Annotated in this window: 28 protein-coding genes; 24 read left to right on the top strand and 4 right to left on the bottom strand. The window is 45.6% G+C overall.

Annotated features, from left to right (window positions below):
* Positions 1-345 precede the first annotated feature (345 nt).
* The 23 genes from MHI51_RS27480 (at position 346) to MHI51_RS27370 (ending at position 15598) form a co-directional block, all read left to right on the top strand.
* The gene (locus tag MHI51_RS27480) at positions 346-759 is read left to right on the top strand and encodes a DUF6838 family protein (RefSeq protein WP_038573440.1); all 414 of its coding nucleotides are present in this window, start codon (positions 346-348) and stop codon (positions 757-759) included.
* Complete coding sequence (locus MHI51_RS27475) at positions 756-935, top strand: hypothetical protein (protein WP_405173406.1); 180 nt, start codon at positions 756-758, stop codon at positions 933-935. Before MHI51_RS27480 ends, MHI51_RS27475 begins: the two co-directional genes overlap by 4 nt.
* Positions 935-2257, top strand: a complete 1323-nt coding sequence (locus MHI51_RS27470; protein ID WP_076277836.1) for a phage tail sheath family protein — start codon at positions 935-937, stop codon at positions 2255-2257. Before MHI51_RS27475 ends, MHI51_RS27470 begins: the two co-directional genes overlap by 1 nt.
* A gap of 1 nt (position 2258) precedes the next feature.
* Positions 2259-2729: a phage tail tube protein gene (locus MHI51_RS27465; RefSeq protein WP_036681245.1), complete on the top strand. Its 471-nt coding sequence runs from the start codon at positions 2259-2261 to the stop codon at positions 2727-2729.
* 129 nt (positions 2730-2858) lie between these two features.
* A complete protein-coding gene (locus MHI51_RS27460) occupies positions 2859-3281 on the top strand; it encodes a phage tail assembly chaperone (protein ID WP_076129761.1) in 423 nt (140 codons plus the stop codon).
* Between the two features lie 194 nt (positions 3282-3475).
* Positions 3476-5521 (top strand): hypothetical protein, encoded by a 2046-nt coding sequence (locus MHI51_RS27455; protein ID WP_076220431.1) that lies wholly within the window; start codon positions 3476-3478, stop codon positions 5519-5521.
* A 1-nt stretch (position 5522) separates the two neighbouring features.
* Positions 5523-6275: a LysM peptidoglycan-binding domain-containing protein gene (locus MHI51_RS27450; RefSeq protein WP_076186589.1), complete on the top strand. Its 753-nt coding sequence runs from the start codon at positions 5523-5525 to the stop codon at positions 6273-6275.
* 9 nt (positions 6276-6284) lie between these two features.
* The gene (locus tag MHI51_RS27445; RefSeq protein ID WP_076099867.1) at positions 6285-7247 is read left to right on the top strand and encodes a hypothetical protein; all 963 of its coding nucleotides are present in this window, start codon (positions 6285-6287) and stop codon (positions 7245-7247) included.
* A gap of 5 nt (positions 7248-7252) precedes the next feature.
* A complete protein-coding gene (locus MHI51_RS27440; RefSeq protein ID WP_076099903.1) occupies positions 7253-7549 on the top strand; it encodes a DUF2577 domain-containing protein in 297 nt (98 codons plus the stop codon).
* On the top strand, positions 7546-7977 hold the full coding sequence (locus MHI51_RS27435; protein WP_076186586.1) for a DUF2634 domain-containing protein: 432 nt from the start codon (positions 7546-7548) through the stop codon (positions 7975-7977). Before MHI51_RS27440 ends, MHI51_RS27435 begins: the two co-directional genes overlap by 4 nt.
* On the top strand, positions 7970-9028 hold the full coding sequence (locus tag MHI51_RS27430; RefSeq protein WP_036681258.1) for a baseplate J/gp47 family protein: 1059 nt from the start codon (positions 7970-7972) through the stop codon (positions 9026-9028). Before MHI51_RS27435 ends, MHI51_RS27430 begins: the two co-directional genes overlap by 8 nt.
* Position 9029: 1 nt before the next feature.
* The gene (locus MHI51_RS27425) at positions 9030-9443 is read left to right on the top strand and encodes a hypothetical protein (protein WP_036681259.1); all 414 of its coding nucleotides are present in this window, start codon (positions 9030-9032) and stop codon (positions 9441-9443) included.
* A gap of 1 nt (position 9444) precedes the next feature.
* Positions 9445-10467 (top strand): DUF2793 domain-containing protein, encoded by a 1023-nt coding sequence (locus MHI51_RS27420; RefSeq protein ID WP_405173405.1) that lies wholly within the window; start codon positions 9445-9447, stop codon positions 10465-10467.
* An 11-nt stretch (positions 10468-10478) separates the two neighbouring features.
* Positions 10479-10814: a hypothetical protein gene (locus tag MHI51_RS27415; RefSeq protein ID WP_076129768.1), complete on the top strand. Its 336-nt coding sequence runs from the start codon at positions 10479-10481 to the stop codon at positions 10812-10814.
* A 3-nt stretch (positions 10815-10817) separates the two neighbouring features.
* Positions 10818-11429 carry a putative phage tail protein gene (locus tag MHI51_RS27410; RefSeq protein WP_405173404.1) on the top strand — a complete coding sequence of 204 codons (612 nt, stop codon included), beginning with the start codon at positions 10818-10820 and terminating at the stop codon, positions 11427-11429.
* An 11-nt stretch (positions 11430-11440) separates the two neighbouring features.
* A complete protein-coding gene (locus MHI51_RS27405) occupies positions 11441-12979 on the top strand; it encodes a hypothetical protein (RefSeq protein ID WP_405173403.1) in 1539 nt (512 codons plus the stop codon).
* Positions 12980-12992: 13 nt separating this feature from the next.
* Positions 12993-13436 (top strand): XkdW family protein, encoded by a 444-nt coding sequence (locus MHI51_RS27400; RefSeq protein WP_405173402.1) that lies wholly within the window; start codon positions 12993-12995, stop codon positions 13434-13436.
* 25 nt (positions 13437-13461) lie between these two features.
* Positions 13462-13683: a hypothetical protein gene (locus MHI51_RS27395; RefSeq protein WP_405173401.1), complete on the top strand. Its 222-nt coding sequence runs from the start codon at positions 13462-13464 to the stop codon at positions 13681-13683.
* Positions 13684-13773: 90 nt separating this feature from the next.
* Positions 13774-14055: a hypothetical protein gene (locus MHI51_RS27390; protein WP_036681272.1), complete on the top strand. Its 282-nt coding sequence runs from the start codon at positions 13774-13776 to the stop codon at positions 14053-14055.
* 2 nt (positions 14056-14057) lie between these two features.
* Positions 14058-14258 carry a hypothetical protein gene (locus MHI51_RS27385; RefSeq protein ID WP_036681274.1) on the top strand — a complete coding sequence of 67 codons (201 nt, stop codon included), beginning with the start codon at positions 14058-14060 and terminating at the stop codon, positions 14256-14258.
* The gene (locus MHI51_RS27380; protein ID WP_405173400.1) at positions 14251-14640 is read left to right on the top strand and encodes a hypothetical protein; all 390 of its coding nucleotides are present in this window, start codon (positions 14251-14253) and stop codon (positions 14638-14640) included. Before MHI51_RS27385 ends, MHI51_RS27380 begins: the two co-directional genes overlap by 8 nt.
* Entirely contained in the window at positions 14612-15304 is a 693-nt protein-coding gene (locus MHI51_RS27375; RefSeq protein WP_341004009.1) for a M15 family metallopeptidase, read from the top strand. The genes MHI51_RS27380 and MHI51_RS27375 overlap by 29 nt, the downstream gene beginning before the upstream one ends.
* A gap of 12 nt (positions 15305-15316) precedes the next feature.
* Positions 15317-15598, top strand: coding sequence for a holin (locus tag MHI51_RS27370; RefSeq protein WP_076280160.1), 282 nt, complete (start codon positions 15317-15319; stop codon positions 15596-15598).
* A gap of 103 nt (positions 15599-15701) precedes the next feature.
* Here MHI51_RS27370 and MHI51_RS27365 read toward each other — a convergent pair whose 3' ends face one another.
* The 4 genes from MHI51_RS27365 to MHI51_RS27350 form a co-directional block, all read right to left on the bottom strand.
* The gene (locus MHI51_RS27365) at positions 15702-17012 is read right to left on the bottom strand and encodes an MBL fold metallo-hydrolase (protein ID WP_341004008.1); all 1311 of its coding nucleotides are present in this window, start codon (positions 17010-17012) and stop codon (positions 15702-15704) included.
* Entirely contained in the window at positions 17009-18688 is a 1680-nt protein-coding gene (locus MHI51_RS27360; protein WP_342410212.1) for an iron ABC transporter permease, read from the bottom strand. Before MHI51_RS27360 ends, MHI51_RS27365 begins: the two co-directional genes overlap by 4 nt.
* 5 nt (positions 18689-18693) lie before the next feature.
* Positions 18694-19773 carry an ABC transporter substrate-binding protein gene (locus MHI51_RS27355; RefSeq protein WP_342410927.1) on the bottom strand — a complete coding sequence of 360 codons (1080 nt, stop codon included), beginning with the start codon at positions 19771-19773 and terminating at the stop codon, positions 18694-18696.
* A 90-nt stretch (positions 19774-19863) separates the two neighbouring features.
* Positions 19864-20832, bottom strand: a complete 969-nt coding sequence (locus MHI51_RS27350; RefSeq protein WP_405173399.1) for an ABC transporter ATP-binding protein — start codon at positions 20830-20832, stop codon at positions 19864-19866.
* Between the two features lie 165 nt (positions 20833-20997).
* On the opposite strand from MHI51_RS27350, the gene MHI51_RS27345 reads away from it, so the two are divergent.
* Entirely contained in the window at positions 20998-21891 is an 894-nt protein-coding gene (locus tag MHI51_RS27345) for a LysR family transcriptional regulator (protein WP_076129777.1), read from the top strand.
* Positions 21892-22117 lie beyond the last annotated feature (226 nt).

Genomic DNA, 22117 nt, shown 5'->3' with positions numbered 1-22117 from the left:
CAAAAAACCGCTCAATACCATCCCAAAGCTAGCCAAAACCTCGTCCGTTTACCCTCTCCGCAAGGATAATATGGGGGTATGATTATAACATGGCAAATGAAGCAAAAGAACACCGCAAGAGCATGAATGCTCTGCTAATAGTTCCGCCCTAAGGGTGATGAGAACAACCTAGCGGTGAAAGATTCTTCTCGCATTTGCCTAATGAAGAAGGGATATTATCCAACCTCGGATAGTATCCTTTTTTCTTAAATCTAGTTGAGGGGGTGTCTGCTTAATGTTCATGCAGTTGAAGGTTAACACCATCAAGGATCGACGGACGGTCGCAGATCAGAAAGGAATGGAGTGATGTCGGTACAACAATTGCGAGAACACATTACAAGTACACTTGAACGGTATTTTCCTGATGTGCCTGTATATGTAGAAGGAGAAAAACCTCAAACCGCTTATTTTCATCCCGGATTGATCTCAGCAACACTGGATCGGCAGCGGGAGGGCAGGTATTTAGCGGTCTACCGTTTTGGCATCCGTTATGAGCAAGGCAATTTGCTGGAAGCTGAGAGAATGGCAGATAAGCTGAGTGAGGCGATGGCAGGAATGGAGCAGGATGGTGGAGCTTTTCGTGTAGTTAGGCAAGCTTGGGAAGCTGGAACTGAAGGGCATGGGCCGCTGTTTACAGTTGACTATATGTTGTATTTGCAAAACGACAAGCCTGACAGCATTAAGATGGGACAAATGATTGGAGGAGAACGATTGAAATGAGTACTAAAGGAAGTAACGGGAATGGGTTCAGTAAGGAACAGATTGTGAATTGCCCACTTTTTACGCCGAGGGAAAAGGATATATTGAACGTTATTTTGCAGGATGGCAAGAACTATACGCTAGAAGAAGCAAAGCAATCTATGGGATTGTTCAAAAATAAGGAGGTAATGAACTAATGGCAGGCGGAACATGGACAACGCAAAATAAGGTGCGCCCCGGGGTGTACGTAAATGTAGCATCAAATCAAGGTGCCATCGGCAAAATGGGAGAACGCGGGATTACGGCATTGGCGCTTGCCCTATCTTGGGGAGAGCCGGGAGTAATCATGAGGATTACCCCGCTGGATGATGTGAATAAGCTGCTAGGAGTGGATTTGGAACATCCAACTCTACTGCCAGTGCGTGAAGCGCTGAAACGGGCGGGAACCTTGCTGCTCTATCGATTGAATGAAGGTGTTAAAGCGGCAGTCACGAATAACGGCCTTCAGGTAACAGCTAAATATGGCGGTGTACGCGGAAATGATCTTTCGATTGTAATTGAGAAAAATATAGAGAATGCTGCTCTTTTTGATGTAAAGACGTTGCTTAATGGAACCGAACTGAACAAGCAAACGGTCGGAACGGCTGAAGAGTTGGTCGCGAACGATTATGTTCAATTCCAGAAAAATGGTGCAGAAGGCTTGAAGCTAATTGCAGGCATGCCGCTTACAGGGGGGGCTAACGGAACCGTGACGAATGGAGCACATAGTGACTTCCTGTCTGCTCTTGAGGTGCAGGAATTCCAAACAGTGGGTCTAGTATCGCAGGATAGTGCTCTGAAGGCACTCTACAGTTCTTTTGTGAGACGGCTTCGGGATACAGAAGGGAAAAAGGTACAGGCTGTACTATCCGATTATGTGGCTGCAGGTCATGAAGGTGTGATTAGCGTGAATAATGGGGTAGTACTGAGCGACGGAACTACGATTGATAACGTCAATGCCGTTGCTTGGGTAGCTGGTGCTACAGCAGCAGCTGCTGTTAATGAATCGCTGACTTATCAGGGTTATGATGATTCGGTGGATGCTGATGTAAGACTTAGCCATTCTGAGACTACAGCTGCGTTGCTAAAAGGAGAGCTTATCTTTACTTACAGTGGCGGACGGGCTGTGGTGGAACAGGATATCAATACATTTACCGCGTTTTCACCGGACAAAGGCAAAGCATTCTCCAAAAATCGTGTACTGCGCGTGCTGGATGGAATTGCAAATGATATGAAGCGTATTTTTGAGAACTACTATATCGGTAAGGTCGCAAATAATGAAGATGGCCGTGCTCTTTTCTGGTCACAGTGTGCGACTTATATGAATGATTTGCAGGATATGGGTGCGATTGAGGGCTTTAACGCGCAGACAGATGTTGTAGTTGTGGCTGGTGCAGATAGTGATAGTATCGTGCTGGATGTGGCTGTGAAACCGGTAGATTCGGTAGAAAAAGTATATATGAAAGTGAAGGTGGTTTAAGATGGCATTTTTAAAAGCTAGTGATACAATTTCCGGCCAGGAGGGCCGTGCTTATGCTGTGATTGGTACGCAAACCGAAGAGATGTTCTATGTGAAAACTCTTGAAGCTACAGTAGAAAAAACAAAGGCAGAGGTGAAAACACTGGGCCGCCGGGGTGTTCAGCATAAAGCGACTGGATGGTCGGGCAGCGGTTCGATGACGATTTTTTATATGACTAGTCGTTTCCGCCAGATGATGCTCGATTATATGAATACGGGTGTTGATCAGTACTTCGATATTGAGGTTACGAACGAAGATCCATCGTCCAGCGTGGGGGCACAGCGGATTATTCTAAAAGGGGTGAACCTTGATAGCGTCATCATGGCCTCACTCGATACAGAGTCAGATGCTCTGGAAGAAGAAGTTAGCTTTACCTTTGAAGATGTGCAGATTGTGCAAGCTTTTGGTGCTCCGGCAGGCTCCGGGCTTTAATTAAGCCAACAACTAGATAGATTGGAGCAAGCAAGACCCGAACGTAGAATGAGCGGCGGGTCTCTTCTCTGTCTATTGGCAGCTAGTAGCAGGAGAAGTATCTAAATAAATAATTCTAGGAGGAAGACAATGAGCGAATTAAGTTTATTTTTTGCCCAAAATGTAGCATGTGACACGACCGAGGAGTTTGTAGTATCCCAGCGTTTTAAGGATAAGGAAGGAAATGCGGTAGCCTGGAAGCTGCGCAGTATGACTGAGGATGAGAATCAGGAATGCCGCAAGGCCGCAACCCGCAAAGTCAAAGGTAAAAACGGAGTGTATACCTCCGAAATTGAGCCTAACGATTATATGGCGAAGCTGATGACCTCAAGTGTAGTGCATCCGGATCTGAAAAATGCTGAATTGCAGCGTTCTTATGGCGTACTTGGCGCTGAGACACTGCTGCGTAAAATGCTGCTACCGGGTGAATTCGCGGCGTTGGGTGAGCGGGTGCAGGCCTTAAATGGTTTTGGCACGGACATGAACGAGCTGGTGGATGAAGTAAAAAACTAATCAACGAGGGCGATAGTGAAGCCAATTTTGCTTATTACGCCCTCCATGAGCTGCACATTTTACCCCATGAGCTGATGAAGCTGTCTTCGCGCGAACGCGCCGCAATATATGCGATGATTGCTGTTCGAGTAGAGAAGGAGAAGCGGGATCAGGCACGGAGTAAGGCGAGGAAGAGATAGTTAGGGGGTGAGAGAATGGCAGGTGTACAAAATAATATAGCTGGAATACAGCAAGTCTCTAATCAATGGATCAATGATATAACCAATCAGATTACAACACAGGTTTCGGCAAATATTTCAAATTCCTTCTCAGCAACCTTAAACCGTATCAGTATGAAAATAGTCAATAAACCCGTGTACAACATCACTAATAATTACAGTGCAGCTTATACCAGAATTCAAGCATCTATTGGAGGTGCGGTTCAGGCTCAGGAGAGACTGAATGATGCGGCTGATAGAGGGGCTGGAGGAGCTGAAAAGCAAGCAGGAACCTGGGAGAAGCTTACTGGAGCCTTTGAAAAGGCTAAGGGTATGGTGGAAAAAGTTAAAGGTGTCATGGAGAAGGTGCTTGTGCCAGCTGCTGAGCAGCAAAAGTGGGAAGATCTTTTTAAAGCAAAAACCGGAAATGCTGATGTTGGTGTAGCTATGTTTGATAAATTCAAGAAGAGAGCGCTAGAAACCGGACAGGACGTCAGCAAGTCTATGGAAAGTGTCTTGTCGTTTTATCCTAAAACACAAAATACGGACCAGCTAGATAAGCTAATGGATTATTCCACAAGGCTTAGTATGATGTCTCCAGAAGGTAAGGATATTGGCGATACTTCATCAGCGATTAATTCTGCATTTGATGGAGACTCTAGTGACTTAGCATCGATGCTTCAGGTAGATGAAGAGGAGCTTGGTGGACTCGACCTAGTAGCCAGTACGGGGAACATGGGCGCTTTTTTAAGTACTTTGGGAGATATCATGACAACGGCAGGTATGACGAGTACTTCGCTGCAAACCATGATGGATTCACCCGTAAATCAGTGGCAGACGCTTCTTGGAAACTATAACAATTCCTTAGCTGGTATGGGGCAAGGGGCTCTTGCAGCATTTTCCCCGTTGTTAAGCATTCTTAACGATGCGTTCTCAGAGGGTACCTTTCAGCCTATTATCGATGGGATGGCCATTGGATTGGCTATTATAGCACAAGGTTTTTCACAAGTAGTACAGGGAGCTTTGTTCCTTTGGAGTGTTCTTAGCAGCACGTTGCCTTATGTAGTACCAATTCTTTTGGGAATTGTTGCTGGGATTATAGCTTATAAAATTGCCATGGGTGCAGCTGCAATCGCAACTAATATGTCAGCAATTGCGACTGGGATCGCTACTGCTGCGCAAGGGATTTACAACGCTGTGTTAAATGCTAATCCTATTGCGCTTGTAATTGGACTTGTTATTGCACTTATTGTGGCTTTCCTAGGAATTGTCGCAGCTCTTCAGCCAGTAAGAGATTTTCTTGCCAATATGTTTAGGGCTCTGGGACAGATCGTTGCAGATTTTGTAGGTTATGTGATTGATCTTTGGACCGGGTTTATTAATGGCATCATTGATGCTGCCAATTTTTTATTAGGTGGTATTAATAAAGTAATTGGCGCTGTTGGTAAATTTATTGGTATAGAATCAGAGATTAATCTTCATCTTGAACAGGTTGACAGCAGTCAATTTAAACAGAACGTGGAGATGAGCATTGAAAATACTTTTGATACAGCTGCGAATTTCACGCAAGATTTTGATGTTAATAAATTTAAAGAAAGCCTAAACGTTGGGGGAAACACGAATAACGAGACTACAATCAATCAATGGAATACTACTCATCAAGATGATTCAACGAAACCTCCGAAATCGCCTACCATTCCTGAGGTTCCAGTAGTTCCTGTGACGACGAATCCTGCGTTAAATACGCCTTCCGCTGTAGGTTCTTTTCAAAATGCAGGAGTACCGGGTAATCTGAACACCGTCAACCGTGTGAACGAGCTCGGCTCCATCAACGACACCGTAGACATCTCCAGTGATGATCTGAAAATGCTGCGCGAGCTGGCCGAGATTCAGGCGATCCAGAATTTTGTGGAGCTTACGCCGACGGTGCAGGTGACGACCGGGAATATTAACAATGCCGGAGACATTGATACGATTATCAACAAGATCGGGCAAAAGCTGAACGAGGAGTTTGTCTCTACGGCGCAGGGGGTGTATACGTAACGTGGAAGAGTACGGGATTTTTTTGGGCTTTAATAATCAGGAGGATGCAATCCGGCTGCCAGTCAATCCAGAGACCTTGGAAATCAAGGAGAGTGGAGATGGAAAAAGCTATACCATTATCGATCTGGGTGAGATCAATACGATTGCTTATCCGAAGCTTACGGAGATCACAATTGAAAGTATTTTCCCGGCACAAAGGTATCCGTTCGTATTGGTGCAAGAGGATGGATTGAAAAGGCCTTTTGAATATGTGGAACTTATTAAGAAATGGATGAAGAGTCGTCGGCCTATTCGGTTTGTGTTCTCCGGTGTGAGGTATCCCGATGATACGAAAAAGGATGAGAAGAAGTTAAACAAACCGCAGAAATGGCTAGAGGAATCTTCAATTAGTGAGGATAGATCTTTAGAAATTGATTTTGCTGTGAATATGGCTATGAGCATTGAAGGTTTCACTTGGAAGCTTAGTGCGGGTACGTCAGGGGATATTGAATATTCGTTATCTCTCAAAAAATACGTATTCTATCAGGCGGTAGCTGTGAAGGTTGTCAAAGGTGAAGTGAAGGCGGAACAGAAGCGGGCCAATGAAAAAGCAAAGCCTACTACCTATACCTTAAAAGCTGGAGACAGTCTATGGAGCATCGCTCAAAAAAACCTAGGAGATGGCTCGAAGTACAAAGTCATTCAGAAGCTTAATGGCATTCCGGATAGTGAGCTGAAGAAGCTGCCCATCGGTAAAGTCATCAAGCTGCCGTAGGAGGATGTTATGGAACTGCTAGTGAAGAATAAAGAAGGGAATCTATGGGATATTTCTGGCATCGTCTCAGATATTTCTTGGAAAACCGCACGGTCAGGTAAACCGTCAACGCTAGAGTTAACGCTTGTGGATAGCGGAATCTATCAGCTCCCCAAGTTCGGGATCAGCAATGGTGATATTATTCAGTTCAGTAAAGATAATGTGGATGTATTTTACGGATTTGTGTTCAGCATTGATACGGGCTCGGATCAGGAGATTAAGCTGACTGCCTATGATCAGATTCGTTATTTGCTGGGCAATGGTAGTTATGTTTTGCAGGATGTTACGGCTAGTGATGTGATCAAGAAAATAACAACGGACTACGGATTAAAGACAGGTGTGCTGGAGGAGACAGAGTACCGGATTCCTTCTTTAATTGAAGATGACAAAAAGCTGTTGGACATCATTATGGGAGCCATCGGCAGTGAGCTTCAGTATAAGGGGCGGTTGATGGCTTTTTACGATGATTTTGGGAAGCTGACGCTGCGTAAACCGGATTCTATGCTGCTTAACCTGGTGCTCGGAGCGGGTCATTATCTGTACGATTATTCGCTCAAAAAAAGTATTGATGACGATACGTACAACACGATTTTTCTGTACAAGGATAACGAGGCATCGGGCAAACGCGATTTCTATCCGGTTAGTGACAAGGACAATGTGAAACGCTGGGGTATCCTGCACTTGTATCAGAAGGCTGATGACAAAGCGAATGCTGCCCAAATTCAGGAGAAGGCAAACAATTTACTGAAAATGCACAACCGTGAAAAGCTCAGTCTCTCCGTACAGGCGATTGGTGATATGCGTGTAAGAGCAGGCAATTTCATTTATGTCCTATTGGATGAATTCGAGACTCAATTGTTTCTGGTGGACCAATGCAGCCATAAGATTTCTGGAGGGGAGCATACCATGTCCCTCGATATTAAGGTGGTGTAGAAATGATGTTAGATATTATTAAAAAAGCAAGTCTAGGAGCCGTGGGGAGTACAAATCCCGTGGCTTTTTCTTATGGAACGGTAACGGAGGCAGCTCCTTTGCAGATCCAGGTGGATCAGCGGTTTATTTTATCGGGGAATGCGTTAGTGCTGCCTGAATCGGTAATGGAAAGCAAGATCGACATCGAGGGCAAAGAAGTAATACTTCGGCGAGGACTAGCGAGTGGGGACCGCGTATTAATGGTTCGAATGCAGGGCGGACAAAGCTACATTGTTCTGGATCGGCTGGTGAGCCCGATATGATCCCTGCGATTGGAAAAGCTGGACCGATAACGGCCCTGCTTGAGGGGGAGGTCAACCTTGAGCGTGGGGAAAGCCCTAGTCTTACGTACCGAATGGATTGGGAGAGAAAAAGGATTACAGGCCAAACGGATGGACTAGAAGCAGTTCAACAGGCAGCGGCAAAAATTTTGCGAACCGATCGGTTTGAACATCTGATTTACAGTTCTGATTACGGAACAGAGTGGCGGTTGGTGCTTGGTAGGGACCGGCTGCTGGTTAGAGCTGAAATCAGACGTATCGTTAGTGAGGCACTACTTCAGGATGAACGAATACTTAGCTTAGAGAATATTGTTGTTTCGTTTACCGGAGATAATCTAACTTTTGACTGTAAAGTCGTCACACGTTACGGAAATTTTCAGCTGAGAAAGGAGTGGAATGAGGATGTATGAGGATCAGACGTATGAGGCTCTTTTGGAGCGGATGCTGGACCGGATTCCATCAGGATTGGATAAACGCGAGGGCAGCATCATTTATGACGCGTTGGCTCCAGCAGCCGCTGAGTTGGCACAGATGTATATTGAGCTGGATGTGAATAATAATCTGTATTTTGCAGATACGGCTACCGGAGAGTACTTAGAGCGAAGTATCTCCTGGTCAGGCATTGTAAGGCGTGAAGCTAGCAAGGCGCAGTTGAAAGGGATTTTTTATAAAGCGGATGGAGGATTGTTAGATGTTCCACTCGGCAGCCGCTTCTCACTCGAAATGCTGAATTATACGGCTGTGGAGAAGTTATCTCCTGGAGTGTATCGCTTGGAAAGTGAAACCGCTGGAGAAGAAGGAAATCGATATTTTGGCTCTTTACTGCCAGTGGATTATATCTCAGACCTAGCGCGCGGAGAAATAGCTTCTCTTCTGATCCCTGGGGAGGACATTGAAACGGATGATGCACTACGCCAGCGTTATTTGGATTCAGCCAGACGCCCAGCTACTAGCGGAAATAAATATCACTATATGGAGTGGGCACTACAAGTTCCGGGTGTGGGAGGCGCACGTGTTTTTCCATTATGGAAAGGTCCTAAAACTGTGAAGGTGATTATTGTGGACGCCGAAAAAAAACCAGCATCCGAGCTGTTGGCGGCTCAGGTGCAGCAATACATTGATCCGGTCTCAGGAGCGGGTGAGGGACAAGCACCGGTAGGGGCTGTTGTGACCGTGGCACCGGCTGCGGGCAAAAACATCAGTATAAGCGCCAAGGTAACCCTTGCTTCTGGCTATGCACTGCAAGCTGTAAACCAAGGCTTTCAGGTGATGCTTGAGAAATATCGCAAGGAGAAGGCTTTTTCAGCAACCTATATCAGTCAGTCTGTCATCGGGGCATTATTGCTTGCTACTGAAGGAGTTGCGGATTACACAGAGCTGAAGTTGAACAGTGGAGCGGGCAATGTGATGTTGAACGAAGAAGAAGTACCGTTGTTCGGCAACGTTCTACTGGAGGTGTAGCATGGGTTATCCAGAGCAAATTGATATTTTTCAAGAAAAACTTAATAAAAAAGCAAACGGTAGCAGTTATGTTATCGAAGAGAGATTACCGCTTGTAAATGGCGTTTACAGTGGTCTTCTAGCGCATGACAATATTAATAATCAGACCATTGCGGTGTACACAGGGTCACAGTATTCCGGGATCGAGCTACGCAATTTCACTGTGTCTTTTCCGGATGAGGCGCCCTGGCGGCGGTTGATTAAGATTTTTGCCGATGTGCCTGAGGTATATGTGACTTACGAAACTCCCGGCGATACGGTTGAAGCAGAGGATATTAACGGTTTGCAGGTGAGTCTTACTGCTGTCCAGACTGAAATAGAGCGTTATAAGAACAAGGGCCAGATTGACGGAGGATCATTTAGAAGAGAGGTGTAAAATGGCACAGACCATACAAATAAAGCGGGGTACAAAGGCTGAGCTAACGAGTTATGGCGTGTTGAAGGCAGGCGAGCTTGGTTTTTGCAGTGATACTAAGGAAGTTTATATTGGTGACGGCACGTCCAATTCCATGGTCGGCAGGGCGCTGTCAGGGCCAGAAGCTTCGCGTCCGGTTGCAGGAGCCGTTGGTCGTTTGTATTACGTGACTACGGGTTCGAATAGCGGATATTTATATTTTGATGATGGGGCAGCTTGGCGGCGGGTGAATGCGCAGAAGCTTACCGATCTGACAGGTACAATTGACGATATCGCTGATGGAGCAACCTATGCGAAGGTGCTTAAAGCGGATATTAGTGCGGGACATATCAATAAAGTATCGGATGGCACAAACGTAAAGACTGCCGCTGAGATCAAGACTCACATTGATGATGTGGCCAAGCACCGGACAATCAATGATACAGGGACTACGATTACAGACTTGTGGTCAGCGCAGAAGATTAAAAATGAAATTGAGTTGGCCAAGCATAACATCGAACCGCAAGCATCGGTAAAAGACCAGAACCTGCTGGCTCCACCTGCCAGTCCGGTTGAGGGTGATCGATACATTATTCCAGCGGGAGCAACCGGGGCATGGGCGGGGAAAACGAATCAAATTGTTGAATACCAATCTGCCGCTTGGGTATTTTATGTTCCTGCCGTCGGTTGGACCGCTTACGTCGATGATGAGCAGAAGATTTATAGCTGGAACGGCAGCGCATGGGTACGTACCGGTGGTGCACTACAGACCATTACAGCCGGGAGCGGGCTGATTGGTGGTGGTCAAGCCGATGCTGTGACGCTGAACATTGGTGCGGGTAATGGGATCACGGTCACTGCAGACGCGATTGCGGTTACCGCTGGAAAAGGAATCACCGTAGATGCAGCCGGTGTAGCTGTAAGTGTGGATGGAAGCAGTATCGTTTATGATGCTGCGAATGGCAATAGACTTACCGTAGCCAGTATTGATGGCGGAACATTCTAGGGGGTGGGACAATGGCTCTAAAAACATTGATTCAAATACGCCGCGGCTTGGAAAGCGCCATTGGAACGCTGGCTATTGGTGAGCTTGGGTATTGTACAGACAGTGGCAAGCTGTACATTGGTTCTGCCGCTGGTAATGTCTTGCTGGTAGCCGCGCAGAGTACCGGGGATATGCTGAAAAGCATTTACGATACGAATAACAATGGCAAGGTGGATTTTGCGCAACAAGCGGATAGTGTAGCTTGGGCGGGGGTAGCAGGTAAACCAGTGGTATTTCCTCCGGCGGCGCATACACATGATTATTTGCCCAAAGGCCCCCTAACCTGGAATCAACTGAAGGGGGTGTAGAGGATGAGTTACGGCAGCTCTTTATACAGCGAATTGCAATATTCCGCAGATAAAGATTCGAGCCATCCGGGTGAAGTCGAGGCGCCTGATCTAATGCAGTATTTGCCGGACTATTATAAGGATGTCCGCGAAATGGAGAAGCTTCAGGAGACCATCGGGCTAGAAATTGGTGGACTGGAGCTGGGCACTATAGACGTACTGGATCAGGCTTTTGTTGAAACGGCAACGGTGAGCCTTGGACGATGGGAAGCTGAGCTTGGACTAAATATCGATTCATCCAAGTCATATGCCACACGCCGAGAGATGATTAAGGCAAAGCTGCGTGGAAATGGGACGACCACACCGGAGATGATTCAGCGGACGGCGTCAGCTTTTTCAGGTGGAGTGGTTGAAGTAAAGGAAGTGCCTGAGGAGTACCGTTTTGAGATTCATTTTGTGAGTACGCTGGGCATTCCTCCAAATATGGCAGGGTTGATTCAAATCATCGAAGAGATTAAACCTGCGCATTTAGCTTATGAATTTGTGTTCAGCTATACCTGGTGGGACTCTGTTATGGCTTTGACTTGGGAGAGTGCTCACAGTAAAACATGGAACGAATTAAGAACTTATAGATAGGAGAGTGACATATGCAAACCACAGGAAATTTGGGCTTAAAAAAGCCAGAGGGAACAGATATCGTTGATATTGCCGATTTGAACGGGAATATGGACATTTTGGACAATGCAGTGAATGGCAAGGTCGATAAAGTAACAGGCAAACAGCTATCTACGAATGACTACACCGCAGCTGAGAAAACAAAGCTGGCGGGGATTGCAACAGGAGCGAATAATTATGTGCATCCTAATCACACGGGGGATGTTATAAGTACTGGTGACGGGGGGACCGCAATTGCGGCTGGGGTGATTGTAAATGCCGATGTTAATGCTTCAGCCGGAATTGATGCTTCGAAGATTGGAACGGGAGTGGTCTCTAACGCGGAGTTTGGGTACTTGGATGGGGTGACTAGTGGGATTCAGGGGCAGCTGAATGGTAAGGCGCCGTTGGTTACTACGCCTCAGCAGACGACAGCGGATATTACGTACTACGTACGGACGGACGGGGATGATAATAATACGGGATTGGTGAATACGGCGGGTGGGGCGTTTAGGACGATTGATAAGGCTGTTAGCATGTTGCCTAAAGTTATTAATCATGCTGTTGTTATCAACGTAGCAGCAGGAATGTATACAGAAGAATTACTTCTCGCAGGATTTTCAGGTAGCGGATCAATTTATGTAATAGGAAGCGAAACACTTGCCGGGGCAATAAATTATAAAATTATAAACCTATACGTATATAGGAACAGTATCCGAATGAATGTAAACGGCTTTGAATTTACGGGAGCACCTGCTAATCGCTTTAATTCAAGTGTTCGGATTAATGAAAACCCTGGTTTTTTTGAAGTTGCTTTGTGCAGATGTGTTTTTGTGGATACAACAAAAAATGGTGTAGCTGCAACGGGTAGTCCTTCTGTCGACGTGTATCAATGCGAGATTAGCAATAAACAATTCGCCTGTTTTTCGTCGTACGCATCTCACTTAACTGTGCAGGATTTTTTAGGTAGCGGAAATTCATATCGTTTTAGGGGTTCGGGTGGTGGTTTGATTTCGTACTTTGGTACAACGTCCTCTGGAACAGATGTGTCTGACGCAGGTTCTATCGTTATTTCAACTGTAGGCGTTCTTAACCCATGGGGAGATAATACATGGGGAAGTCGACCTGCTTCGCGTGCTATTACATCTAGTTCTGTTCAACAATCTTTATCGGCAGGTGTTTGGGCGAAAATTGATTTTACTCAAGAAGTATTTGATAACTTGAATAATTACAATTCCATTACTAGCAGGTTTACAGCTCCTCAAAACGGTATCTATCAAATTAACGCGTCAGTTGTTTTCCTTAATCCCATAGGGAACGGTGCGTGCGAATTGAACTTATTTCAAAATGGTGTTAATATCCGTAGATTTGATTATAAAATTGCTACAGCCTTAAGCAGTCTTAGTGTACAAGGATCAGCTGCCATCCTGATGGCGGCGGGAGATTACATTGAAATATTTGCTAGAGGTACTGGCGCAAGTAATTTATCCCTAGGGTACGATAATAACTTTGAGGTTGTAAAAATAGCATGAGGGGGCTTAAAAAATGAATATAGCACTAGCAATTATGTACATCTATCCAAATGCCGATCCAATGAAAGATTTTGTCGTGCAGGACAACGGACCTGAGCCAGTAATACGCGAAGGAGCAGAAGAAAAAGGACGTGTCCGCTACGAGATAAAACCACCAGAGATCGGAGAGGAACTGGTAGAAGGAATACACTATCGTTATATAGTGGACTATAACCTACTGGTTGAAGGCAAAGACTACGACATTATTGAACGCGGTCCATACATTGCGGCCTGGAACCTAGCTGCCCCGCAACCAACGGAAGCGGAACTCGAAGCCGCGTGGGAAGCGTATCTAGAAGCAGAAGCTAACAAGATGCCAGAGTTAAGTGAGGTTGAGCAACTCCGTGCTGAAAATATTGCTTTGCAGGATCGGCTTCAAGATGTCGAAGTTATTATGGCTGAATTACTCAGCATATAAACCCAAAAGGAGGTGAGTTGTAATCATGACAATGAATTCATTAACAGCCGCCAAAATTCGGTTGATGGCTAATGCCTGCATCACTCGTTTTGATCGTGAGGAGGGTCCGATAGAGAATATCATTTCTTCCTATAACATGCAGCCGGATAATGAGATTTTGGTTAAGGATCAGATTATCGAGAAACGATCAGATATTCATTTTGCTGAAAACGATTCGACTGAGCAAGCTTCATCACCAAATAATTAGCACGCATCCACACAGGAGCGTGTTTTTTTGTGCCCTCGGTGGTGCCGGGGGCTATTACGCATCAACATCATTACAGAAAGGAGCGGACGAATGGGCGAAGGGGATATTGCGCAATTGGAGAAGCTGCTGCCGCTGGCAGATAAGTATGGGCTGGCTTATATCGTTGCTTTCATTTTGATGATCGTGCTGATGGTGTTATTGCGTGCGATTGTCAAAGGGAACCTTGTACCGCGAGAAATGCTGGATCGGGCAGAGGAGGATCGGGATCGTCTGCAAGCGATTTTGGATAAGGAGCGCTCGGAGTTTATGCAGCCCACACTGGACGTCTTAAAGAAACTGAAGATTGACCATACGGAAGACAGGGGGAGTTAGGAATGCTGTCACAATGGATTCGGCGGCTGCTTCTCCCCCGGCATGTTGATAAAGAGATGGAGCTCCGCAGAGCCTCTACCAGCGTTACGCTGACCATAAGTCATTATAAAAATGTCTCGCAGGAAATTCAGGAGGAGATTGATCGTAACCGGTTCGCCAAATATTTAGTTTATGATCGAGGGGATCATGATGCACATGATTGATTTTTTATTATTGGTGCTATATGGCACTACTACGGCCTGCGGATTATACATTATTCATCGCCACAGGCAATATTTTTACGAAAGATTCCAAAAAGGTGTGGTCAGCGTGTTTATGCTGGCTATGCTTTTTTTCTTATTGGCTTATACATTCAATATGCTTATCGTTCTACTATTCCGTTTGGCAGAATTACTAGGAGTGGACATGGCAACAGGGCTGACTTGGCTTCATTATAGCTGGGCTATTGCCCAATTCGGTACAACTGGTGGAATTATCATATTAGCGATACTGACACGTTCCGGGAAATACGACCAATTTATTTATCTGAAAAAGATAGACAGAAAAGAGGAACATCATGCTGACATTAACTCAGGTGAAAAATAAATCAGCCCAACGCCTAACAGGCCTTCATCCCGTAGTCCGTTCCGCTGCTACTGCTCTAATCGAACGTTGCTACAAACTCAACATCCCCATTCTCATTACGCAGGGACTGCGCACGATAGCTGAACAGGATGCTTTATATGCACAAGGCCGCACCAAGCCCGGAGCAATTGTTACCAATGCACGTGGCGGATATAGCTATCACAATTTTGGACTGGCCGTAGATTTTGCTCTTTTGCTGCCGAATGGATCTAGTGTGTCTTGGGATATGTGCCGGGACGGCAATAACAACCAGATCGCAGATTGGCAGGAGGTTGTGAAGGAGGCAAAAGGGCTGGGCTTCGAGTGGGGAGGCGACTGGACAAGCTTCAAGGATTACCCCCATTTTCAAATGGCGTTTGGGTTAACACTCACACAGTTACGAGCAGGGACAAAACCCTCAACATCTGCGGTGGAGTCAGCGTATAAGGTCATCCATCGGAAGGAGGAGGAAGAATTGAAGAGTGATGTTATTGCTGTCGTAAAGGTTAACGGGGTTAAGGTTGCAGATGGAGTGCTTGAAAAAGGCATCACCTACGTTCCTGTACGTGTTATTGCAGAAGCGCTGGGTGCTCAGGTAGGTTATGATTCTGCGACTCGAACGGTTGAGATTACAAGTACCCACTAAGGAGGGGAAATGATGGAAACTGGAACAATTTTAGATAATGTTGTGGCATTCGCCTCTATATTAGCAGTATTCGTACTGGCACTGGTTCAGTTGGTCAAAAATAGTATCAACATCCCGCGTAATGCAGTCCCGATTATCGGACTATTGATAGGTTTGTTCATCGGCGTAGTAGCGTATCCTTTTACCGAACTAGATTTAGTGCTTCGCCTTTGGGCTGGGGGCCTTGCAGGTTTATCTGCGACGGGGTTGTTTGAGCTAGCTTTTAAGGATCGCCCGGGCACGACGAAAGGGTAAGCGGATAATAGGTACGAATTATAAAAAGGGCTGTTCCAAAAAGTCTGAAAAAGACCTAAGGAAGAGCCCCATTGTTTTTCTCATGATATTACATAAATAAGTTTCAGAACGAAAGCGTGCTGCCGGGTTGTAAAGAATATAGTCCTGTGAAACCTTCTCCTTTTAATATAGAAGCTACTTGGTCGATATGTGGTTTGGGAGCATGGACGAGCACTGTCCGGTGGCTGGGAATCGTTTGGAGCATTTTGCGAATGTCCGGCAAGCCTTGATGGACTTTATAGCGGATAAGTGAGATTGTACAGCGTATGCTGCTAGATTCTCCGATCATAGCTTGCTTAAGAAGACGATGTCCAAAGCTTCCCGCCGCTAAATGTCCCGTAAAAATCACATGGTTGTCAGGAGAAACAGAGAGCTGGTGAAAGTATTCTTGTGCTTTTGCTGACTGCATCATCCCGTCATTGGTGAATACGATAGCTCCCTTAAGATTCAGCATTGCCTTCGCGCGTTCGTCCGAATTAGATACAACACACAAGTTTTTTCTGTTAAAAAGGGCATTTACGCGCTGAATAGCGTCCTCTTTCAGCCATTCCACCTTGTCGCTTAATGCTCGTAAAGGAGCGACGAGTGCTTCTTCAACGATCAATTGATGATCTGGAAAACATTCATTTGCCCATACGACCAATTCCTGGCTTCTGCCATGGATAGGCACAGGAAGGAGGACGGAACCCCCTTTTTGCAAGGTGTTGTGGATGGCTATCTCTAATTGCTGTAATTTTACAAGCTGCTCATCAGGATCTGCCCCATATGCGGCATCGATAATGGACAGATCAGCTACATTTTTAGCTTCGGCTTCCATAATTGCTGGGGTGTCTGCCGTGAGCAGCTGCGATTCCTCCGAATAATCCCCCGAGAAAAATACAGTTTTGTCCTCCCATTCTAAGCCCAGCCAAACCGAACCTGCTAAATGCCCGCTACGTCCCCATTGAACTCGAAGGTTAGGCGCAAGCGTCAGCCAAGTTTGAGGGGAGACATGCTCCTCTAAATACATGAATTGAATAGCTTCTTTATCCGTTTCCTCATAGGGGAGCGGGGCGGACTGAGCCGCCACATATTTATCCCAGGCCTCGAAATAATCAGGAAGCTGTAATGAGGTAGATCTAGTTGTCCAAACCTTACCTCTGTATCCGTGTTTATAAAGTAAGGGCAGCGCTATGGAATGATCCTCATGAGCATGAGACAGAAATACTGCCTGCAAATGTGGAATAATATCCTTATCAAGTAGGGGGTATTCACCGGGGCCTTCTTTTTTTACGCCACAATCGAGCAGGATGCCATTTCGTGAATCCTTGCCCTGCAAAAGATAGGAGGAACGGCCATGCTCTCCGGCCCCTCCCCAAATCGTTAGTGTGCTCATTGTTGTCTCCGCTTTCTATCTGGGCTTAAATATTCTAAGACTAATAGTAGTATGGTGGTGATACCTACTGAAATTACAGCCATGGCCATCCCCATCGCTACCGCACCTTGTTCAAACTGGGCGAAAATATAGGTTGCCGAGGTCTGCATTGAAGGCGGAAGAATGAGTAATGAGGCTACCAGTTCCCGATTGGAAATGGTGAAGGTCATCATCCAGCCAGCCACCATCCCCGGAAGGATGAGAGGAAGCAGGATACGGCGGAACACATACAGCTTACTTCCTCCGAATACTTGTCCCGCTTGCATCAGAGAGGAATCGATCTGCCCATAGCTTGCTTTTACATACTGAACAGTATAAGGAAGGAAAAGTACGACATAAGTCAGTACAACCATCCAGTAGGTATTATAGAGCGGGATAGGCATCCAGCGGGCATTCCACAGCAGAATTAGCCCTACTACAATTACAATTCCAGGGACTGTATTTGGAAGCAAGCTGAATAAATCTGTAATTTTCTGCTTGAATGTAGCCCCTTTTCCTACCGTCAAGGCAAACCAAGTCCCGAGAATAACAGCGATACTGGAAGCAACGATAGCTAATGTAAAGCTATTTAATAAGGCCTCTAGTCCTTGCGAACCTGGGGATAACAGCTCTGCATAATGTTTTAAGGTTAGATTGCTCCAGGATACACCTTCTCCCCGAAGTTTCAATAATGAGGCTGTTATGATAGAGAAATAAGGAATGCCGATGGATGCCAGAAGCAATAGAAGAACATAACCCCAGCTAAGAAACCCTACGATGCCTGTACTCTTATAACGTTTAGTACGAGTTCCTTTTCCACCGATCAGACGGTAAGAGTAGCGGCTGCTAATTATAGTTTGGATGTACCACATGACAAGACAAACTCCGAGCAGCAAGGAGGCTAGTGAAGTAGCCTTACCAAAATCAATCGGCCAACTGGAGATATATTTATGGATCTCAGAGGTCAGCACGTAAAAGCCGATCCTGCGGCCAAAGGTCGCAGGGGTACCGAATTCAGCAATGGTTTTGACGAAGATGAGCAGTGCTCCAAGCCCATAGCTAGAGAGCAGTAAAGGAATAATCACTCTTTTAAATCTGTAAAAGAAGGGGGCGCCGTGAACAGAGGCTGCTTCCTCCAGATTGCCCCCGATCTGCAAAAGCGCATTGCGCAGCAGCAGGTACAGGAAGGGAAACAGGTGAAGGCTCATGATCAGCACCATACCCCCATAGCTAAAGAAATATGGTGTTAACACGGAGGAGGAGGGCAGAAACTGCTCCATATATCCACCCGTCTGCATAAACAACATCCAGCCCATAGAACCAATGTAAGGCGGCGTCATAAATGGAATTAACAGCACGACATCCAGCCAGTTGTGGCGCCCTAAGTCGGTTTTTGCCATAATCCAGGCTAAAGGTAGCGCAAACAAAGTAGTTAGCAGAATAACGCTTACCCCAAGCCCGATAGAATTCAGCAGCACCTCTACTAGGTCATTGCTCCCCATAATGGTTCGTAGTGGTGCGGCTATGTCGAGATGCCCCTCTGGATAAATACTGGTCCAGAAAATGAGCAGGAGTGGCAGCAGCACGAGCACGGTTAGTATAAATAAAGCCAGTCCACCGCTCACCCATTTAAATGAGCGCAAAGAGTTAGTATTCATTACGCTTATTTAAAAATTTGTGTGAAGGTCGAGGAAACTTCATCGCCGTGCTCATTCATCCATTCCCAATTCACATCAAATGTTTTGATTTCTTCAAGATTGGCACGATTTTCTGCCTTCACGTCAGTTCTGCCTGGCAGCAAATAGGCTTTGGCAACAAGGGCTTGCGCTTCATCGGAGAGCAGGTAGTCGATAAAAGCCTTAGCGTTATCTACATTTGGGCTTGTCTTAATGATCGCAGCCGGACGAGGGCTGATTACAGTTCCTTCAGCAGGATAGACGATATCCACAGGTTCTCCGTCAGCTTTTGCTTTATAAGCCATGTAATCTACGCCAGCAGCAACGACGGATTTAGCACCGGTAATCACCGGATCAAGTGCCTCTTGATTGGCGCCTGCCATAGCTACTTCATTGCTTTTATATTGTTTGAAAAGATCCCAGCCACTGTCCCCCTTAGCACTTAAATACCCAGTCATGAAATCAAGAGCCGAGCCGGAAAGTGAAGGATCAGGGATATTGACTGCACCCTTCCATTCCGCTTTGCTGAGGTCATCCCAGGAGGTCGGCGGTGAGCTTACTTTTTTTGTATTGTAGACAATACCGAGTGCGGATGCACTGTAACTGAAATAGTTTCCTTCATCTATATCTGACCAATCGCTAACCAGCTTGTCTGCATTAATCGTTTCTTTATATGGAAGTAATAATCCGTCGTTTTTCATTCCTTGCATGGACGGAAGAGAGGCGAGGACAACAACATCAACGACCGGGTTGGATTTTTCTGCTTCCATGCGGGCAAGTATTTTTCCTGTAGTGCCTTGGAACATTTCAACCTTAACGCCGGTTTTGGCTTCAAACCCGTCTTTGATTTTATTGGCTAAACCTTCAGGGCCTGCACTGTAAACGACAAGATTGCCGCTTAGTGTCTTTTCTGTTGGTTGTGGGGCTTCAGTTTGCGTCGCCGCCGCAGTATCGGTTTGGTTGTTGCTTGCGTTAGCCGCAGGGGTGTTCGAGGAGCCGCAGCCCACTAAAGTAATACCAAGTGCAGTTGTTAGAAGAAGTGAACTTAACCCTTTTGTCTTTTTCATTTGATTCAATGTTATTGCCTCCCTAATATTGTTGTGTGCATCTTGCTGCATGGAACAGCATCATATAGAGCCATTCCATGCAGTGGACGCTTAATTCAGATGATGGATTTGGTGCTCTGAAGCGTACAGCTGAATCTTTTCCCCTACAGGTAGGCGCCGCTCATGATAAGCGGTCCAAGTCCCATTGTGCTCCATGTCCAGAATGATCTCATAGCGATCCCCCATATAACTCACATGCTGAATAGTCCCTGCAAAAGGAAGAGAGGAAGCATTCTCTCGAGACCAGCGTAAATGTTCTGGACGCAGCATCTGTTTATCCGGAACGATCCAGTTGGATTTACCAATAAAGTGGGCTACAAAAGGATGACTCGGTTTACGATAAATGTCCTCAGGAGATCCACTTTGTAAAATAGTACCACCTTGCATTACAACTACTTCATCTGACATAGACATCGCTTCGGTTTGATCATGCGTCACATACAGGGCTGTAATGCCCATGTTTTTTACCAAGGAGATTAACTCCAGCCTCATTTCATCTCGCAAGACCGCATCCAGCGCACTTAAGGGCTCATCGAATAATACAAGCTGAGGGCGCATGACTACGGCTCTGGCAAAAGCAACCCGCTGCTGTTGTCCACCAGACAACTGATGTGGAAAACGCAGCTCCAGCCCCTCCAGCTTGACCGATCGAAGCGCCTCCTGCACCCGAACCCGTAAATTCTTTTTTTGTTTGGAAGCTCGAAGGCCGAAGGCTACATTCTCGAACACAGTCAGATGCGGCCAGAGGGCGAAATCTTGAAAAACCATGCCAAAGTTACGGCGATGAATGGGGTGGCTAATTCTTTTGCTGCCTGAAAAAATAAACTCATCATCGATCAGAATTTCTCCTGCATCCGGTATTTCCAGCCCAGCAATCAGACGGAGTAGTGTCGTCTTTCCACAACCTGAAGGACCGAGTAATGTCGTAAAGCTTCCAGCGGGAATCTTCAGATCTGCAGCTTTCAAGGCATGCACATCTCCGAATTTCTTTTCCAATCTGTGGATTGTAATTTCCTTCATTCTATCTACCTGCCTGTTCTTAAGCTTGTTCTTAGTGTAAAGGTAAAGAATTCCCGCTATATTTGCTGAATGTAACTGTGATATTAACTTTTTTGCCGATTTATTTTAACATTCATAGAATTCTTCTATGTTACCGTTTAGGAAAAGGCGAGGGAGTGGAAGAGAATGAACCTTAATCTAATGAAGCTGGAAATTGTAGAACTGCTGAATAAACATAAGAAAATTACCACGGTAGCAGATAAACTCGGACTAAAGCAGCCCACCGTTACGTATCATTTGAAGAATTTAGAGCAGCAATTGGGGGAGAAGTTATTTGAATCCAGAATGGATAAAATGATTCTTACGGAGAGTGGCAAAGCGTTTCTTCATTATGCGATCAAAATCAATGCGCTTGCTGCGGAAGCGGAGCGGGTGGTAAAAGAGTTTAGTCAGGCAGGTCGGGGGACACTGAAAATTGGCGCCAGTTATGTTCCAGCTACTTATATTCTTCCACAAATATTGGGGCAGTTTGGCGAACAGCATCCGGGGATTACCATTTCTTTATCGGTTAAGCCTTCACCGGTGATCAAAGAAATGCTTGCCAGCCATGAGATTGATCTTGGTATTTTGTCTACGGAATCTTTTTATCTGCCTGATCTGCATACTCAAGCCTTATGTGAGGATGAGCTTGTCCTTGTTTTTGCACCTACACATGATTTTGCCGGATTTTCTAATTTAAACTCGGCGATGATTGCTTCAGCGAGCTTTATTTTACATGACAAGGAATCAAGCACACGCCAGTTGACGGATAAATGGTTTGAACGAGAGGGAAAAGAATCAAAACCGCATATTTTACTCGATTCACTGGAGGCAATTAAGCAATCGCTCATGAGTGGACAACATGTTTCATTTATTTCACGCCTTGCTGTGGAGGACGAGGTAGCCAGAGGAAGATTGCTAATGCGAGCCATTCCGGATTATAATTTTGAAAGACATATTTATTATTCGTATAACCGTGATCGTCATTATTCTCCTTTAATTGGGCTGTTCATTGATCAGCTCCGCACAATCCGAATATAAGCATACATAGAGAATATACGATAGAGCCATTATATATATGAAAGAATACATAAAATATAAGGACTGTATAAATTCAGAAATTGGTGTATAATCTTAGGTACTGTGTCGCTTTACAGCACAAAAAAGTTGCAGATTTTCAAACGGTTTTATTGTATGATATGAGGAAGCTTTAATAGACGATATTTAGACAGACAAACTTAACACATTGATCCGGAAGAGAATGGGG

This window comes from Paenibacillus sp. FSL H8-0260, assembly GCF_045040625.1.
Lineage (GTDB): Bacteria > Bacillota > Bacilli > Paenibacillales > Paenibacillaceae > Paenibacillus_AQ > Paenibacillus_AQ odorifer.
This window is presented reverse-complemented; position numbering and strand designations above follow the sequence as displayed.